Here is a 14,661-nt window from a genome sequence, read left to right on the forward strand (position 1 = left end):
CCTCTACTTGAAGTAGCTGTGGACTACTTCGATTAACTGCTCCGTCGCGCTACCGTCGTGGTGGGTGCCAGCTTCGTCTGCGTCAACGAGATGGGAGCGAATGTGGTCCTCAAGTACCACTGCCAGCAAACCATTCATCGCGCCCCGGCAACTGGTGATTTGTTGCAGGACGTCGTTGCACCCACGCTCGTCTTCGAGTGCGCGTTCGATGGCCTCAACCTGCCCTTTGATCCGGCGAACTCTGTTGAGCAGCTTTTGCTTCTCGCGAATGGTGTGACCCACGATTCCTCCTCATAGGGTGGGGGAGTATACCTCAATGAAAACTCCTTACCGGTGCCAGGCGCAGTCATCCCTGCCTTGACAGTGCTCGTAAGTTGTTCCAGCGGTGCTGTGCTGAGAGCGCGCCCGGTCGAACGCACGTGCACGTATATGACATGCCTGATTTGCGACTTGCAGGGCTTGAGACCTGCCTATGCCGAGTCCATTTCCGCCAGGCCTGAGGCGTCTTTTGTGCAGCATCCGCAGGATGCCGCACCAAGCCCCCAAAAAGAGCTCCATCCATTCAATGGCTTTGAATGTCTGACAGGCTGTTTCGGTTATACGAATAGGTAAAGACGTAGTTGGCGCCTAGATTTTCTGTCCTGGACACCTGATAGGCAGGCCGCCGGGCGAAATACTGAATCGTTCGCACGACCACGTCTCTCGCGAGCCGGCACGCGTCCCCGAGGTCCACTAGCGGCATCAAAGGAGAATGGCTGGACGCCCATTCAGTCAACTCTCGCAGCGCCGGCTAAACAGCCGGCGCTTTTTTATCGCGTTTCCTTGATGCAGCGGCCGCGACTAATTTCACGGCCCATGTCGCCCTCCATTACAACTCCGGCCGGGCAAGGTCGCTCGTGACGATGTGCTCACCGTAGACCTGCGCGGCCGCGATCGCTTCGAGTTTGGTCGGGTAGGGCCCGAGTTCTGGAGCGCCGTCGAACGGGAACAGTACGCGGCCGTCCGTGGTTCGGACCACCTTCAACACGCCGAAGAAGCGCCGATAGCCGGCGAGCCTCGACATCGCGGAAATTTCGAAATCGTCCTCTGACGCTGCGGGGACGCTCGGGATAAATGCGGTCTTGCTCATACAGAGGACGTGTCGTGTTCCATAGATCTGCGATTGACGCGAACGGCTGTTCGTCGACCGCGCGACCGCCATTGTCTCAAATCGGTGGAAGGCAGGCTTTTTCGCCGCCGCGCGGATTGCTGCCAACGGCCAGCTCAAGTCAAATACGCAACTAACCGACATGCTGTTCAAGTATTAAAGCGGAGCCTGCAAGCCGTGCGGCGGCGCGCAAGCCTGTACTAGCCGACCTAGGGCACCTGCCCGACCGTCTGCATCCGCATTCGACCCAGTAGATGCCACTTTTTAAGGCACGGTTATAATGCGCAGACTTTTTCCTCAGACGTTTCCTATGAGCCGGTTACTCTGCCTGATTCTCTTTTCGCTCGGCCTCGCTCAATCCGCGATGGCCGAGGAAAATGGCGACCGCGTGTCCGCGTATCTGACGCAGAAGTTTGGCCTCGCGAAGGAAAAGGCGGAAAAAATCTCGGATGCAGTGCAATCCGCCGCATCGAAATATTCATTGCCTCCTGCATTGCTGCTGGCAATCATTTCGATCGAATCGCGCTTCAAGGAAAAGGCGAGGGGCGCGAACGGCGCAACCGGCCTCATGCAGGTCGTGCCGAGCGCGCATCGCGGGCTTCTGCGGAACGTGAAGGATCTCACCGAGCCGACAGCGAACATCGAAGTAGGCTCCGCGATCCTGTACGGCTACATGCGCTCGGCCAACGGCGATATGAACGCCGCGCTCAAGAGCTATGGCGGCTCACAGGCATACGCAAAGAAGGTCAGTTTGCGCGCCGGCGACTTCGCGAACGTCGCCACCCAGCAAGATTCGGCAAAAAACCCCAACGCCCAGACAGATCTCTGCGACGCCCGCGTGTCCGGTCGTTGCCCGGCCGCGGCCGGGAACTGGACCAACGCGTTCGCCGTTCCTTCCGCGAATGCTCCGAGCACCAGCACCAGCACCAGCACCAGCACCAGCACCAGCACTGGCGGCGCGGTGACGTCGGCGGGGCTTCCTGCGACGTCAAACTGAACGTCGGCGATTCGTTTTCTCTAGCGACGCCTGCACGCAACGCATCAAGGCACTCGCAACAAGTCAGCCTGCTTTCTCCCCATCCGATACACCGTGAAAGGCGGCGCAATGCGCGCACCGTCTGCTTCGCTGCACGCTTTTTACGCACGTACGCCAACCGCTCTACAATGCATTTCCTCCGCGGTTCCTCGCGCACCTAAGCAGCGTTTTTTAGATTGACCATGTCTACCTCGCTTTTGAAGACCACTGTCGCCTCCTTATGCGGCGTGCTGATGCTCGCCGCTTGCAGCAGCGCGCCGACGCCCAAGTTCCAGCAGGAGCTGTTTGAAACCGGTGCGAGCCCTTATGCACGCAATTTCAATTCGAGCGTGACTGACACGTGCGAAGCCGCGCGTCGCGCTTTGCTGAGCCAGGGCTATCTGACGACGATGACGCGTAACGATACCGTCGACGGCACGAAGAACTTCCAGCCGTCCGGCGATACGCACGTTGTCGTCGAATTTCACGTGGTGTGCACGCCGGGCGAGGAGGCGAGCAGTTCGAGCATCGTCTACGTGAACGCTGTGCAGAACGGCTTCGCGCTGAAGAAGAGCGATACCTCGGCGAGCGTCGGGTTGAGCGTGCTCGGTTCGCTGTCGCTGCCGATCCGCTCGAACAGCGACGCCATGGTGAAGATCTCCAGCGAAACAATTCCGTCGGGCAAGTTCTACGACCGCTTCTTCGGTCTGGTCGACCATTATCTGCAGACGGTCGTGCGGACACAGCCTGTCGTCAATGACCGCATCGAGACGCGCCTGTTACCTGTGCCAGTCGAGGCGGTGGCACCAGCAACAGCGCCCGCGCCGTCGCCTGCGTCAGTGTCGGACACACCGGACCTCATCGGCACGGCCGCTGCTATCCGGCCAGCGAGCGAAGCGGACACGATCCGCTGAAGCTTCCCGACCCAACCCGCATCGTCCCACAACGCAGCGCGCTCCGCTTGCAAAAGCGGCGCGCAGCGGCAGTTCTCCTATGTCATTTACTTTCTTCGTATACATACGTAGTAGTAGTTAACAAGGGTAAGCCCGCTCTGTGGATAACTGCGGATTCTTCCGTACATCAAGGTAGTGCGAATCCGATAACCGTGCGGGACGGTTCTGTAGAAAAACTACCAGCCCGGGATAAGTTTCGCAGAGACAGACAGCAGACCCCTGTTATGAAGATTCGGCGCACAGGCTGTTCCATGCGCTATCCCAACGTTATGCAAAGGCCGCTGTGGACAACTGCCAATGGCGCCGCGCTTTTGCGGACGTACCGGTTTCGTCTGTCGTTGGCTCGCGAGCGTACAGATTGCCTCGCGCGCGGCGCGCAAATTGAAGCCGGACGGTACGAAGATTGCGTGTCTATTTTTGCAAGCGCAGCTGTTGCTATTTAGTCAAAAAAGGTTTGGCAACGCCCGATCCAGGCATAGAGTTAAAGTGTTTTCTGAAGTCCTTGATGCAGTGCGGGGGTGTGGAATGAAGCGCAGAACAGCACGACAGTTGGTCCGTCTCCTCTCGGATCTCCGGCATGCGGCTCACTGCAGCACGCTGCGGGCAGCAGCCACGAACCGCGAGATAGCGCTTGCATCGGCCGAGCGGGACGAAAGCTCAACGGGCAGTCACGAAAGCGACGACACCACGGACACGACTCGCGAAGCACGGAAAAACAAACCGGCGAGGAGTGGATCATGAGAGGCGCAAGCGAACACTCGTTGCGTTTCCTGGTCGAGAAATGGCTCGCGCCAGCGCCTTCCGCGGATCTTCATGTCACCGAATTCAGCCGTACGCGCGTGGGCGGCCGACGCTATGTCCGCGTCGAGACTTCGGCCGGAAACGGCTCACGCGGACTTTTCTTCTTCCGTCATGACGACGGTTGCTGGTGCGTGTTTCCGCCGACCGGCGACGTCCAGCATCATCAGTATGCGCACCCCCGGGCGGCCTGATCGCCGTCGTGCAGCCGCGGCGGCCGCCTCCCATACGCCTTCGAGCGGGGTTGGTTCGTGAGCCCCCGCCAGTCCTGCGACTGCAAGCCGAACCGTCACCTGAGATTCCCCCCTTTCCGCGCGATAACCGCGCAAGGTCAGCGCGGCTTCGGGCACAATTGCGCGCAATGACCGGCGTCCCGCGCACCGGCCGTCTTCGCCACGCGGCCGGTGACGACACGACTGCACGACGACACGACCGCACGACGACGCGGCCGCGTGACCACACGCTGACCGCGCCAGCGGCCACATCAGTTGGCCACATCAGCCGGCCACATCTCAGGCAACCCGATGGACGACAAAGACTGGATCGCCGGCGCCGCGAAGGCCCTGGCGATCATCGAGGCATTCGACGAAGAACACGCGCGCATGACGCCGACCGCGGTGGCCGGCCGCGCGGGTCTGTCGCGCACGGCGGCGCGCCGCTATCTGCTGACGCTGCGTGAACTCGGCTACGTCGACACCGATGGCAAGCTTTTCTGGCTCGCGCCGCGTGTCCTGCGGCTGGGGCAGTCGTATCTCGACTCGGCGCGTTTGCCGCGCACCGTGCAGCCCTTCCTGCAGCGCATCACCGCGACGCTTCAGGAAACGGCGCTCGTCGCGATTCTCGACGAACACGACGTGGTCTACGTGGCTCGCAACGGCGTGAACCGCGCGATGGCGGTCGGCTTCGTACTGGGCTCGCGCGCCCCGGCGCCTTTGTCGTCGGCGGGACTGGTCTTGCTGGCGTTCCAGGCGCCGGAGAGCATCGAGCAATGGCTGGCGTCGTATCCGATCAAGGTGTTCACCCCGCACACCTATTCCACCGTGGAACGGCTGCGCGAAGTGCTCGGCGAAATCCGGCGCAATGGCTATGTGGTCACCGACCAGCAACTCGAACTCGGTGTGCGCGGCGTCGCGGTGCCCTTGCGCGACCGGCACGGCACGGTCGTTGCCGCGATCAGCGTGAGCATGCCGATTGGGGAGGAGTCCCCCAGCGCGGCGCTGCACCGCGTTCTGCCGACACTGCTCGAAACCGCCAGCCTGCTGCGCAATCTGGTCTGAAGCCAGGTGATTTCCCGTATACGGGGCCTCATGAGTGAAAGCATGCCGAAAGCAAGCTGTCTCCAGGAAAATACATATCGGGTTTCGCGCATGACAAACCGCCTATGCCAGGTAATACTCTCCCGCGGGGAGCGGTAAGGCTCCTGAGCCCTACCTGCTTCACCGTGCAGCTATTTCATTCACACTGACTCAGTCGTTGAGGTTTGGGGAAAAACACATGAAAAAAGTTATCGTCTCGCTCGCAGCTGCATCCATCGCGCTGGTCTCGGTTCAGGCTTTCGCACAAGCGTCGGACGCAGCCGCTCCGGCCGCTGCAGCTAGCGCACCGAAGAAGCACCACGTCAAGAAGCTGAAGTCGCACGGCAAGCGCGCTCCGGTCGCGGCGGCGGCATCGGCAGCAGGCACGAACGACAAGGGCACGCAGAACTAAGAAGGCTTGTCCGGCAGCGAGCGCTGCTTCACCGGGTGCGCAGGCCGCTAATGCGGCGCGTGTCGGCCGGGTCGAAAGCAGGCGCCGCAAGCAAAAAGGCCAGAGCTCATGCTCTGGCCTTTTCGTTTTGCGGTAGCGTTCGTCGGGACGGTTCGCGGCATGGCGGCAAGCGCGCCGCAAAGGCTCATGCCGCGCGCGTCCACGGCACTAGCGCGCTTACTCCGCCAGACCGCGCTTGATCACTTCGTTGAGCAGTCCAGTCATGCCTTCGGGATGCGTGGCGGCGCGCTCTTTGAGCTCCGCAACCAGATCGCCGTTCAGCTTGCACGCGAACGCGACCAAACCCTGCGCCTGATCGAGCTTGCGCTGCTCGCGGCGGTCGATTTTCGGCGCCGCAGCCGCGGCCTTGCCGAAGCGCTCGGCGGTGCCTTGCTTCATCGCATTATTGAGCTTGAGTGCCTTGTTCTTTTCAAGGTCGGTCTTTTTCATCGCCATACGTCAGGCCTCTGCCAGATAGGTAATCCCGCATTGTACGCAGGCTGCGTTGCCGCGGGCGAGCGCGCCGCGCCGTGCGTCACGCGGGGGCGTCGGGAGCGCCGGGTGCACCGCCAGCACCGTCAGCACTGTCAGCACCGCCAGCACCGCCAGCACCGGCAGCACCGTCAGCACCGTCAGCACCGTCAGCGCCGGCGTCGGACACAGTCGGCCTTGCCGCGACGCTGTCGATCAACGCGCGCATCCGCTGCCAATGCGTGCCTTCCCAGAACACGCGGCGGCACACGTCGCAGGTGACGAACTGCGCGTGCCGCTGCAATACGCCGTCGGGGGCGCGGTCGCCCACTTCGTCGCGCGCGATGCGCCTGAGCGGCGCGTTGCACATCAGACATAGGCGGAACGGTTGCGCGCTGCCCGCTAGATCCAGCCGCTCGAACACTTCGCGCAATTGCTCGCGCGGCCGCAACGCGCGCACGTAGCATCCATGCGTGATCGTGCGGCGTTTCAAGAGCTCGCGGTCGCGGGTGAGCACGATGCGGTCTTCGGCGGCGGCAAGCGCTTCGATGTGCGCGTCGGGAAAGTGGTTGTCGTACAGCGTGTCGAAGCCCGCGAGCCGCAGCAGCGGGGCGAGCCCGCCTAGATGCGCATCGGCGATGAAGCGCACAACGCGCAGCGGTCGTTCGCGCACTCGCAGCAGCGGCCGGATATCGAGCGCCTCAAACTTCGGATAAACGGCGACGCGGTCGCCGTCCGCGATAGGGTGATAGAAACCGACCGACTCGCCGTTCACGAGGATCAGTTCGACTTCGGTATGCGGCACGCCGAGCGCTTCGATTGCATGCTTCGTGGTGGCGTCGCGCGCGCACGCATAGGCAAACGCGCGCCGGCGCAGCGGCCGGGCGAGAAAATCGTTCAACTCCTCGTAGAAGCGGAAAGTCGCGGTGACCATCGTCGCAGTATCGCACCGCGCGGCATTGCGTGGCGGGTGCGACGCGCCATGCAGGCCGCTGTCTTTGCGGCATTCGCCGCCCGAGTTGCGTTTTCCGTTGCGTTTCCGCTGTGTTTGCGTTGCTCGTGCAGTTGCCTCCCGCGATTGCGTGGTTTTCTGCACCTGTCGCATGAGTGTGCTTTACTTCCACATCTTCAGATGACGGAGTCACAGATGGACATTGGTTTTATCGGTCTCGGCGAGATGGGTGCCGCGATGGTCGCAAACATTCTGAAAGCGGGGCACCAGGTACGCGTGTGGAACCGCTCGCCGGAGCGCGCGCAAGCGCTCGCCCAGAGCGGCGCGCGAATCGTCGCCACGCCGGCCGAAGCATTTGCCGGCGACGCCGTGTTTTCCATGCTCGCCGACGACGCCGCGCTGCGCGAGGTCGTGACGGCCTCGCTGCTCGAGCACGCGCCGCGCGGGCTGATTCACGTGAACATGGCGACGATTTCGGTGGCGCTGGCCGAGGAACTGGCGACAGCGCACGCGTCGCGTGGTGTGAATTACGTCGCGGCTCCGGTGCTCGGCCGGCCCGACGTGGCCGCGGCAGGCAAGCTGACGATTGTCGCCGGCGGCCCCGCTGAGGCGATCGACCGGGTGCAGCCGATTTTCGACGCAGTCGGTCAGAAAACGTGGCGCATCGGCTCGCTGCCGCAACAGGCGAACGTCATCAAGGTGGCGGCGAACTTCATGCTCGGCGCGGCCGTCGAGACGCTTGGTGAAGCGGCTGCATTGGTGTCCGGACACGGCCTCGCGATCCAGGATTTCCTCGACGTCATCACGAGCGGCATTTTCCCGGGACCGGTGTACGCGGGCTACGGCAAGATGATCGCGGAAGACAGCTACGAGCCGGCACTGTTCAAGGCGCGTCTGGGACTGAAGGACTTGCGCCTTGCGCTGGCCGCAGCCGATGCGGTCACGACGCCGCTGCCGATTGCGAGCGTCGTCCGCGACAGCCTGATCGAAGCTATTGCGCACGGCGACGGCGAGAAGGATTTCGCGGTGCTGGGCCAGGTGGCGGCGCGCCGGGCCGGCCGCTGACGGATGCTGCTAGCGCGGCTCGTGGCTCGGGGCTCGTGGCTCGTGGCTCGTGGCTCGGGGCTCGCGGCTCGCGGTGCTCGGTGCTCGCGGCTCGCGGTGCTCGGTGCTCGGTGCGTGGCGCGTGGCGCGCGGCGCGTGGCGCGCGGCGCTCTCGGCGCACGGCGCACGGCGCACGGACAACGCTGGTGGGCGCTGCCAAGCCCGACGCGCGGACAACCGCGCGCCAATGGATAATGGCGGTCCAATTCTCTACACGGTGATGTCATGAGTCTGCATACCTGGTGGTTGTTTGTCGCCACCGTTTTTGTCGTGTGCGCCATTCCTGGCCCGAACATGCTGCTCGTCATGACGCACGGCGCGCGCCACGGCCTGCGGCGCACGGGCGCAACCATGGCGGGCTGCCTGTCGGCGCTGGTGCTGATGCTGGCGGTATCGGCGGCGGGGCTCGGCGTCTTTCTTGAAGCGTGGCCGGCTCTTTTCAACGCGCTGCGCTTGATCGGCGCGGCGTACCTGATCTATCTGGGCATCAAGGCGTGGCGCGCCCCCGCTGACGAGACGGCCGCATCGGAAGTCGAAGAACTGGCGGCAAAGCCGGCCCATTCGCGTGTCGCCCTGTTTCGCAACGGCTTCCTGGTCGCGGGCAGCAATCCGAAGGCGATCCTGTTTGCCGCCGCGCTGCTGCCGCAATTCATCGACGCCACCCTGCCCAAGCTGCCTCAATTTGGCATTCTGGTGGCCACGTTCGCCGTTATCGAGGTGAGCTGGTATCTCGTCTACGCGGGATTCGGCACGCGCATTGGCAGCCGGCTGAAGAGCCGCAGTGTCGCGCGCATGTTCAACCGGCTGACGGGCGGCGTGTTCGTCGGCTTTGGCGCGATGATGGCGCTGGTCAGACACTGACGGCCGCGAGCCTGCAAGCGCGGCGACCAAGCATATGTGGCGAAATCGCAACAAGACGGGAGAACCCTGATTTTCATGTTGCGTCGCACCAAACTGTTTGCTATAGTTTGTCTTGTCTCCTCCATGTCTCCTCTGATATGGATTCAGCCCGCCAACTTAGGCGGGCTTTTTTTTGCCCAAAATCATCCCCGGCTCCAGAAGCCCCAAAACCGGCTGACACTCCAAAGGGCCGTCGGCTTCGGCGCAGTTGAACTTCGGCGCGAGCGTGCCCATCGCTCTCCCTCAGAACTTGTATGAAACGGCGAGGAAGGAGATGATCGGGTCCGCTTTCAACTCGGCCTTCGAGACACCCAACTCTGTGCCGTCCGCCGCCTTGATGATTACGGACGAAGTCGTCTTCAGCGGAATGTAGGTCACCGAGGCCACCAGACCCCAATGGTCCGTGATGTTGTACGCGAGCCCCGCGTTGAAGACGGGCGCCCACGACGACGAAGCCTTCGCCGACACCTGTGTCTTGCCCGGCTTCCCCGCGCCCGCGGCGAGAATGGCGCCGAGATTGTCCTGCGTCGACTGGACGAAGTTCTGGCTCAACTGAATGTCAGAGAACCAGTTGTACGACACGCCGACACCTACAAACGGCCTGAACTTCGCCGTCGGCGCATTGAAGTAGTACTGAAAGAGCAGCGCCGGACTCCACTGGCGCACGCTTTTGACAATCGGGTTCGATTGCGGATCGCCGATATCCTGCTGGCCGAGCGCGCCGGCCGGCCCCGGCGGCTTGATCGTGCCGTGCCCGTAGATCTTGAAGACAGGCGGCACGCCCGCCACCGTCGTCACCGCAATGTGGTCGGTCAGGTAATGGCTGAACACGAGGCCGACCGTGTTGGCGGTGTTCGTCGACAGACTCGTGCCCGCCGAGGTGAACGAACTCGGCAGGCGCAGCGGCGTGTTGATCGGCGTTGGCGCCACATTGGTGGTCAGCGGCGTGCTCGAATCTTTTGGCATGACGTGAAACCAGCCGAGCACGGCGACGTTATCGCCCGCATGTTGCGCGTGAGCGCTGACCGACAGGCACGCGGCCAGCATCGCGAGATAGATTCTTTTCATGTTGTTGCTCCTCCTTGAGCGCTCGTCGGACGCAAGGCGCGCGCGGCGAACGTTGGCGGGTAGGCCGCGAGGCCGGCGCGCGGCACAGGTGCTGCGCCGGCCGCCGCGTGGCGAGTGCGGGCGGCGGCCGGGGCGCGAACGCCTCGTTGCGTGCTTACGGCGCGGGACGCGCCCGTTACTGAACGAAGGCGCCTATCGTGAAGTACGGCGAGGCTGCGTTGGTCAGATCGAGATAGCCGAACACCCCGCCGGTGAAAATCATCTTTCCGGTCGGCGTATTGCCCGTGGATGCGCCCACATGCGTCGTCGTGACCACGCCCGGCACGGTCTGCGTGAAGTCGAGGTTCAGCGCGGTCGCGAGCGAGGCCTGCGACGGGTTGAACGGGTCGAGCAGCGTCGCCTGAGTGCCTGCCAGCGCCGTGGTGCGATAGTCGAACTGACTATCCACGCCGATGTACTCGCCGTTCTGCGAGTTGACCGCGGTTGAGCTCTGCGGCGCGAGAATCGAGATGCCGGATTCGTCGTCCGCATAGGGGCCGAGCGCGCCGTTTTGCGGCACGGTCACCGACGAGTTGGCCGCCCCCGTGCGCACCAGAATCGGCACCAGTTGATTGCGCAGCTTGCCGACGATCATGTAGCCGCGAGCTTCCGGTGTGGTGGCGAGTGTGGGCTTCGCCTGTCCCTGGAAGTTGTTGGTCTGGAACGCGCCGCTGCCGTCCGACGCCTGCGTGAAGTTGCTGCCCGGCTGCTGGCATTTGCCGGCGTTCACGCCGGAGTTGTCGCACTCGGTCCACGTGCCGTCCGCATTGATCGTGATCTTGGAATCCACGGCGACCGGCGCGAAATTCTGCGACGGCACCTGGTGATAGCCCAACTGGTTGTAGGTGCCGGCCACCTTGGCGAGATCCGTTTCAATCGACGAGAAGCCGATGAACGGGTAGTACGGGAACTTGGTGTCCGGTACGGCGCCCACACCGAGAATGCCGCCGAACGAAATTTCGGCACCGGGAATCGTGCCGCCTGCCACGCCCTCGCCGACAAAGATCCGCGCCGGACGGTTCGGGTCCAGACTCGCGCCGTTCAGCCGGAAAGCGCACTGGTTGAGCTTGTTGGTCGGCAGCAAGGTTTCCTGAGTCAGCGTACCGCTCGCGCTCTGGCCGGCGCGCGTCGGCACGACGGTGCCGGTGGTCGCGGGAATCGGAGATTCGACGTAGGTGACCTGCCAGGTCATCCTGGTCGTGTCGAGCTGCAGCTTGACGAGTTCGCCGTCACCGCCGCCGCCTGTGTAGACCGTGTTGTAGTCCAACGCCGCGGGACACAGGCGAACTTGCGTCACGGGACCGTCGCCATTGCCGCCGCCTCCACCGCCGCATGCCGCCAGCAACGGTGCCGCACATGCGAGCACCGACAGAAATCTCCATTTCATACCGCCTCCGGAATTTTTCGTTGTAGATGGCCGGCTCCCAGTCCAGCCACCGCTTGCTCTTTTATGTCTCGTCTACGAACTGCATTTGCTGCGTCGACTATTTGCTGATCTGCGCTCCGATACCGAAATACGGCGTGCTCGAGGTGTCCGAGTTGGCCGACGTCGACGCAATGCCGCCGTTCTCCGTGCCCTGGATCGCGATTGCGTAAAGGCCGCCGGACGCGATCGCGAGGCCGGTCTTGCCGTTCGTGTCCTGCACGCCGACGAGTCCGGGGCTTGCCAGCCCGTAGCCGAGACCAAATCCGCTCTCGGCCGCCGAGGTGGTCGGATTGATGAACGTGCCGACGGCGCCCTGGATCAGCGTCGCGGTGTACTTGAAGTTCGAATCGGCGCCGACATAGCCGCCGTCGAACCCGCCGGATGCGAGCGGCGTCGCGGCGGCGAGCATTGCGATGCCGGATTCGTCGTCGACCTTGGCGTCGAGATGGAGCGGCGCCGTGCCCAGGTTGATATAGCCGGTGCGCACGACGAGCGGCACCGTCGCGCCGTTGATCTGGCCAAGCACCATATGCGCAGTGCCCGATTTGCCGGTCGCGCCGATCAGCGGGAGCTGGAACTGCTGGACGATCTGCGGCGCCTGCTGGCTGTCGAAGTAGCCGTTGCTGTTGAGCGTCCACGGATTGCCGGTGGACAGGCAGCCGCCCGCGTTCGGCGAGTAGTTCGGGTTCGCGGTGTTGCTGCTCGTGCAGGTGCCGCTAGCGTCGAAGGTTTCGACGGTGTTTGTCGCGACCGTCGAGTAGTTGCCCGACGGCGCGAGGTGATAGAGCAAGCCGTTGTAGGTGCCGGGCAGCTTCGTGATGTCGGTGGTCGTGCTGGCGAAGCCGAGGAACGGATAAAAGTCGAAGTGGCGGTTCGGCACCGCGCCGATGCCCGAGCCAATGAGCGGAATGGACAGCCCGTCGAACTGGATCGTCGCGCCTGGAATGCCGCCTCCCGCAACGCCTTGACCGACGAGGATCATCGGCGGATTGGGGTTGTTGGTGAAGTCGGGCGTCGTGTAGGGCTGGCCGTCGCCGGCCGCCGTGCCGCTGCCGGCGCCGAGAATGAAGGCGCAGCGTGTTTGCTCCGCGGTCGGCAGCGTGCCGGTTGGCGGATGAATCACCGCGCCCGTGATCTGCGTGCCGGCGCGCGTCGGCGTGACGGTGCCGGTGCGCAGCGGAATCGGCGATTCGAGCCACTTGAGGGTGTAGGTCATCGCGGTGGCGTCGATGTTCAACTGGACTACCTCGCCACTGCCGGCGCCGCCGAGGAATGTGCTTTTGACGATATCGGCGGTCGCGGGGCAGAGCGCCGCCGACGTGCTGCTTGAAGCGGGCGGACCCTGCACACCGCAGCTCGAACCCGAGCATTGCGGCGCGTTGATCGGGCCGGGATTGTCGGATTTGCCGCCGCCACACGCAATAAGAAAAGGAGTCGTGACAATAGTCATTGCCAGGCCTCGAATAATGGCGTCCGCCATGTTGCTGTCTCCCTTCATGTATTTGTGCGAGCTAATTTCGCCGCGCGATTAATGCCTGTCAATTGAATGAGCCGTCTAAAAAGCTCGATTCAAACAGCGGCATTTCAGCGACACGCGCAGTGCGTGGGCGCAAGCGGCCCTTTTAAACAAAAACGCGAATCGGGCCCGCAGCGGCGTGCCGTTGTTTCCCCGCACGCCCTTGACTGGTAAGCCTTGGCGGCAAAATGGCTCAATCATCTTCGAACGACCGTTCGACAAAAAATCCGGAGTTTCCCCAGGCGGAAAACTATGCTGCGTGGGTCGATGGCGGGAATACTTACCTGAAAAATTCTGGCGTAGCCCTTTTTCGATTTTTTAAGTAATACGGGCTACTACTGATTATCTGTTAAAGAAAGTTTCGGCTTGCCGGTTTAAAACAAAAAAGCCGGTCTTTGAAGACCGGCTTTCGTAATGCTGACAAAGGGAATTGCCGCGCTATTTGAACTTTCGTTATCGTTTCAAACCGCTTTCCTCGGCTGCGCCGATTGCGAGATTCATACACTGAATGGCCGCACCGGAAGCGCCCTTGCCCAGATTGTCGAGACGCGCGACGGTCACGAAGCGCTCCGCCGTGCCGAACACGAAGAGATCGACACGATTTGTGTCATTGTTCGCCTGCACGTCGAAGAAGCCGTTGTCGAGATTCGCTTCTGCATCGAACGGTGCGACGCGCACGAACGCTTCACCCGCGTAGTACTCGGCGAGCAGCGCCTGCACTTCTTGCGGCGTGATTTTCTTCGCCAACTGACGCGGCGAGAAGTAGGTGGTCACCGCAAGGCCCTTGTAGAAGTCCCCGACGATCGGCGTGAACACCGGTGCCGACTTCAGGCCGGTATGCGCCGCCATTTCCGGCAGATGCTTGTGCGTGAGGCCGAGCGCATAGGGACGCGGGCTTTTCAGCTTATCGTTGCCGCCGGCTTCGTAGTCGGCAATCATTTTCTTGCCGCCGCCGCTGTAACCGGTGATCGAATACGCATGGGCGTCGAACTCCGGCGCGACCACGCCGCCATCCACGAGCGGGCGCATGGCGAGCACGAAAGCCGATGCGTGACAGCCGGGCACGGCAATGCGTTTCGCCGTGCGCAGGCGTTCGCGCTGCGAGCGGGCGAGTTCGGGCAGGCCGTAAGCCCAGTCCGCTGACGTGCGAAAGGCCGTGCTCGCGTCGATCAGCACCGTGCGCTCGTTTTCTACGAGCGAAGCCGATTCGCGCGAAGCGACGTCGGGCAGGCACAGAAACGTGACGTCCGACGCGTTGATGAGACGGCGGCGCTCCTCGATGTCCTTGCGCTTCGCTTCGTCGATACGCAGGATTTCCACGTCCGCGCGCTGCGACAGGTATTCGAAAATCTTCAGGCCGGTCGTGCCTTCCTGTCCGTCGACAAAAACTTTTGTGCTCATCTCAATCTCACTGGCTGCTCGGGAAACGGCGCGCCATGCTGCGCGAAAACGCCATTTTAAGACCTCATTGGCATGCGCGTGTGCGACTGCGGAAAAACGGCGCGAAAAACAGCGGAAAAACCACG

15 protein-coding genes are annotated in these 14,661 nt (G+C 62.8%); 7 read left to right on the forward strand and 8 right to left on the reverse strand.

The window, feature by feature from the left end; all coding sequences use genetic code 11:
* Positions 1-3 precede the first annotated feature (3 nt).
* Both A3AC_RS0108335 and A3AC_RS0108340 read right to left on the reverse strand, forming a co-directional pair.
* A complete protein-coding gene (locus tag A3AC_RS0108335) occupies positions 4-282 on the reverse strand; it encodes a metal/formaldehyde-sensitive transcriptional repressor (RefSeq protein WP_025598320.1) in 279 nt (92 codons plus the stop codon).
* 586 nt (positions 283-868) lie between these two features.
* Entirely contained in the window at positions 869-1,129 is a 261-nt protein-coding gene (locus A3AC_RS0108340; protein ID WP_025598321.1) for a DUF6723 family protein, read from the reverse strand.
* A gap of 328 nt (positions 1,130-1,457) precedes the next feature.
* On the opposite strand from A3AC_RS0108340, the gene A3AC_RS0108345 reads away from it, so the two are divergent.
* The 5 genes from A3AC_RS0108345 (at position 1,458) to A3AC_RS0108365 (ending at position 5,620) form a co-directional block, all read left to right on the forward strand.
* Positions 1,458-2,144 carry a lytic transglycosylase domain-containing protein gene (locus A3AC_RS0108345; RefSeq protein ID WP_025598322.1) on the forward strand — a complete coding sequence of 229 codons (687 nt, stop codon included), beginning with the start codon at positions 1,458-1,460 and terminating at the stop codon, positions 2,142-2,144.
* Positions 2,145-2,365: 221 nt separating this feature from the next.
* Positions 2,366-3,076: a DUF2242 domain-containing protein gene (locus A3AC_RS0108350; protein WP_025598323.1), complete on the forward strand. Its 711-nt coding sequence runs from the start codon at positions 2,366-2,368 to the stop codon at positions 3,074-3,076.
* Between the two features lie 776 nt (positions 3,077-3,852).
* Positions 3,853-4,107 (forward strand): hypothetical protein, encoded by a 255-nt coding sequence (locus A3AC_RS30945; RefSeq protein ID WP_025598324.1) that lies wholly within the window; start codon positions 3,853-3,855, stop codon positions 4,105-4,107.
* Positions 4,108-4,437: 330 nt separating this feature from the next.
* On the forward strand, positions 4,438-5,190 hold the full coding sequence (locus A3AC_RS0108360) for an IclR family transcriptional regulator domain-containing protein (RefSeq protein WP_025598325.1): 753 nt from the start codon (positions 4,438-4,440) through the stop codon (positions 5,188-5,190).
* Between the two features lie 217 nt (positions 5,191-5,407).
* On the forward strand, positions 5,408-5,620 hold the full coding sequence (locus A3AC_RS0108365; protein WP_006052583.1) for a hypothetical protein: 213 nt from the start codon (positions 5,408-5,410) through the stop codon (positions 5,618-5,620).
* Positions 5,621-5,836: 216 nt separating this feature from the next.
* On the opposite strand, the gene A3AC_RS0108370 is transcribed toward A3AC_RS0108365, so the two are convergent.
* Positions 5,837-6,115 carry a hypothetical protein gene (locus tag A3AC_RS0108370; protein ID WP_025598326.1) on the reverse strand — a complete coding sequence of 93 codons (279 nt, stop codon included), beginning with the start codon at positions 6,113-6,115 and terminating at the stop codon, positions 5,837-5,839.
* A 79-nt stretch (positions 6,116-6,194) separates the two neighbouring features.
* Positions 6,195-7,064 carry a Mut7-C RNAse domain-containing protein gene (locus tag A3AC_RS0108375; protein ID WP_025598327.1) on the reverse strand — a complete coding sequence of 290 codons (870 nt, stop codon included), beginning with the start codon at positions 7,062-7,064 and terminating at the stop codon, positions 6,195-6,197.
* Between the two features lie 213 nt (positions 7,065-7,277).
* On the opposite strand from A3AC_RS0108375, the gene A3AC_RS0108380 reads away from it, so the two are divergent.
* Both A3AC_RS0108380 and A3AC_RS0108385 read left to right on the forward strand, forming a co-directional pair.
* A complete protein-coding gene (locus A3AC_RS0108380; protein WP_025598328.1) occupies positions 7,278-8,147 on the forward strand; it encodes an NAD(P)-dependent oxidoreductase in 870 nt (289 codons plus the stop codon).
* Positions 8,148-8,411: 264 nt separating this feature from the next.
* On the forward strand, positions 8,412-9,047 hold the full coding sequence (locus A3AC_RS0108385) for a LysE family translocator (RefSeq protein WP_025598329.1): 636 nt from the start codon (positions 8,412-8,414) through the stop codon (positions 9,045-9,047).
* Between the two features lie 282 nt (positions 9,048-9,329).
* Here A3AC_RS0108385 and A3AC_RS0108395 read toward each other — a convergent pair whose 3' ends face one another.
* From A3AC_RS0108395 to argC, 4 genes are all read right to left on the reverse strand, one after another.
* Entirely contained in the window at positions 9,330-10,154 is an 825-nt protein-coding gene (locus tag A3AC_RS0108395; RefSeq protein ID WP_025598330.1) for an OmpW/AlkL family protein, read from the reverse strand.
* 175 nt (positions 10,155-10,329) lie between these two features.
* Positions 10,330-11,580: a DUF2957 domain-containing protein gene (locus A3AC_RS0108400; protein ID WP_025598332.1), complete on the reverse strand. Its 1,251-nt coding sequence runs from the start codon at positions 11,578-11,580 to the stop codon at positions 10,330-10,332.
* A gap of 97 nt (positions 11,581-11,677) precedes the next feature.
* Complete coding sequence (locus A3AC_RS0108405; RefSeq protein ID WP_025598333.1) at positions 11,678-13,099, reverse strand: DUF2957 domain-containing protein; 1,422 nt, start codon at positions 13,097-13,099, stop codon at positions 11,678-11,680.
* 489 nt (positions 13,100-13,588) lie between these two features.
* Complete coding sequence (argC, locus tag A3AC_RS0108410) at positions 13,589-14,536, reverse strand: N-acetyl-gamma-glutamyl-phosphate reductase (RefSeq protein ID WP_025598334.1); 948 nt, start codon at positions 14,534-14,536, stop codon at positions 13,589-13,591.
* Between the last annotated feature and the right edge of the window lie 125 nt (positions 14,537-14,661).

This window comes from Burkholderia sp. WSM2230 (assembly GCF_000472445.1).
Taxonomy (GTDB): Bacteria; Pseudomonadota; Gammaproteobacteria; order Burkholderiales; family Burkholderiaceae; genus Paraburkholderia.